At 38.4% G+C, this 2,910-nt stretch carries 1 protein-coding gene; it reads left to right on the top strand.

Going from position 1 to position 2,910, the window contains the following annotated elements; translation table 11 throughout:
* Nucleotides 1-1,691 (top strand): TonB-dependent siderophore receptor (locus LC419_RS23345; protein ID WP_223609609.1); only part of this gene is annotated, 1,691 nt, incomplete at its 5' end.
* Between the last annotated feature and the right edge of the window lie 1,219 nt (nt 1,692-2,910).

The raw sequence follows: 2,910 nt of genomic DNA, 5'->3' as shown, positions 1-2,910 counted from the left end.
CAATTTTTAATGCAGATATCGTTAAGCATATTGATTTTTATAAAGGCTCTTTTCCATCACGCTATGAAGGGCGTTTATCATCCGTCATCGATATCAAAACAAAAGAAGGCAATATGCAGGAATATCATGGAGCTGCAAACCTGGGTCTTCTTACCAATTCGGTTATGCTTGAGGGGCCAGTCGTAAAAGACAAGGTTTCTTTTATCGCAAGTGCTCGCCGGAGCTGGATTGATGGCCTTATTGGCCTTCTGGATAAAGAAGCGTCAGATTTTAAGTATTATCTCTATGATGTAAACGTTAAACTGAATTACAGGATTGATTCAACAAGCCGGGTCTACCTGTCCTCTTACGTAGGCAGCGACCGGTTTAGCCTGGGGATATCCGATGAAAATCGTCCTGATTTTGCTCTCAATTGGGGCAACAAGCTTATTTCTGCCCGGTGGAACAAGGTGTATAACAGCAGGGTTTTCCAGAATAGCACCTTATTGTTCAGCAATTACAGCAACCTTGTACAGGATGGGGACGTAACAGGAACCGAACAGTTCAACAGGATCACTGATGTAGGCATCGATAACGACTTAACCTACCAGTGGAACAATAATCTGCAGAGTTTTATTGGCTTTAGGGTAAACTTTACAAGGTTCAGTGCTGCAGCATCCGATTTTTATTCTGAATCTGTACCGGATGTGGAAACACAGAAATCTGTACACCTGAAGTTTTATTCGGATAATGATATCAGCCTTTCGGATAAGCTGAAATTAAAGGCAGGACTGCATTATACATCGTTTTTGGTAAAAAACAAGACCTATCATTCTTTCCAGCCGCGTACCGCACTTTTTTATGACCTGAATGCATCCGGCCGGTTTTTTGCGGCCTACTCCTTTATGGCCCAGTTTTACCATCAGATCAGTCTGAGCGGAATATCCGTACCCAATGAATTCCGCGCACCCAGCAATAAGGATCTGCCTCCGGAAGAGGCCTTCATTTTCGAGCTGGGATACCGTCATTCATTTTCCTCAGGCGGAGGTGTCAGCATTGAACTGTACCGGAAGAATTTCAATAATATTTTAATGTACCGGCTGGATGAAAATTATATGCCGGTAGATGAGGCTGCCCCATGGCCGGATAGGATTATTTCCGGAAAAGGTTATAGTGAAGGTTTAGAAATAGAATATAAGCAAAAATTAAATTGGCTGACGCTTCAGGCGAATTATACGCTTAGTAAGACGATGTATTCATCTGCGCAGATCAATGGAGGAAAACTTTTTAAGGCGCCAACCGATTTAAGAAATCAGGTTACCTTTATAGCAACAGCTAACCTGGGCGGGCGGTGGAGTGTTTCGGGTGTTTTTAATTACACTACAGGAAAGTCTATTACCGTACCACAGTATACGCTTATAGACATTGGTGATGGGCTGGCCGGTAAAAACAGGTTGGAGAATTTTCAGGGGTATGACCCGGAACCGAATAACTATACACTTTCAGATAATTATAACCTTGATTTGGGTGCGGCATATTCTAAAACCTACCGATCTAACAGGCAGGGAGTGCTGCGCTTTGGGATAAACAATCTCATTGGCAATCCTGCTCCACTATTTGTCAATGCAGAAATCGAAGATAACCGGTTTAGGATATATAAAACCAAATCTATTAAGATTCTGCCCTATATTGGCTATTCTTTTAGATTTTAATATTCTTTCGTGTATGATTTGCTTTCTTAAATTTCATATATGTTTTTTATCAATTCAGAATATTGGTAGAACTGTTATTTGTCCTAACATACAGTTTATACTGAATGGAAGTATATTAATCAGTAATTCGCATTGCTTCTAAGATTAGTGTGTTTTCATTCGAACTAATTTATTCATGTGCAAGCAAAAGAATATGGGAAAGTATTTTGACTATATCTCTACCTTGTATTCAAATGATTGAGTACAGCAAACACTAAATTAGCATTTAATAATCGTCAAATAGAAGAAATTCTAAATTTTCGGGTATAAAAACGTAAGGTAACTACATACATGTTTACACAAATTTAGCAAATAAAAATCAGCGTACATCCAAAAAAAAATCTGCTTTTAAGCTCTCTATTATTTGATTTTAGTTACGTAATTTCTTTTTGTTGTTTTGCATAATCACATGATGTCAATAAAACAAAGGGTAATATTAATGTGGGTAATCTCATTTTACTTCTTTTTAATTTTATTATGAATGTCTTTATAATTAACTATAACCATTTTGTAAGCTCCCCCGAAAACAGTACAATTTAAAAATATAAAAAATTATTAATTTTAAATTGTAAAAATCAATATGAAAAAGAGCAGAGCACTAAGATTCTGAAGGACTACGTCAGAGTAACCAGCAGTGAAGAATTGTGCAGAGTAAACGACATCAGCAACCAGACTTTCTATTAAATGACGGAACAAGTATGGTGGAATGGAATCCGGTGAGCTAAAACGGCTCAAATAATTAATGCGAAACTGAAAAGGATGTACGCTAACCTTGCCCTGTATTTGGAGGCAGCAAGGTATATTATCGAAAAAAAAAAGTTTTAAAGCCCTGCCACAAACGGAGTCTGATCGGAGAGCTGCAAAAAGAGTCTGAAATGGTTATTGCAGGGCGTGCCGAATAGTTATAGTTGGAATCAGTCGGATTTCTATGGCTTACAAAAGCATCAAATATGACACGGTGCTTTACAGACAGTTGCTATCGTTGAGAGAAAGTCATCCTCGTGACGGTTCTGGAAATACTACCATAGGCTTCTTAGCCAAGGTGAGAAAGTAAATCATAAAAGGCTTCACAGGATTTATAAACTGGCAGGATTATCTTTAGAAGAAAATCCAAAAAACGTAAGATCGCCAGAGTAAAAGAACCGCTATCCATTCCGCAAGGCTTTACCCAGAGTTGGAG

This window comes from Chryseobacterium sp. OSA05B (genome assembly GCF_019970065.1).
In the GTDB taxonomy this organism is placed as follows: domain Bacteria; phylum Bacteroidota; class Bacteroidia; order Flavobacteriales; family Weeksellaceae; genus Chryseobacterium.
This window is presented reverse-complemented; position numbering and strand designations above follow the sequence as displayed.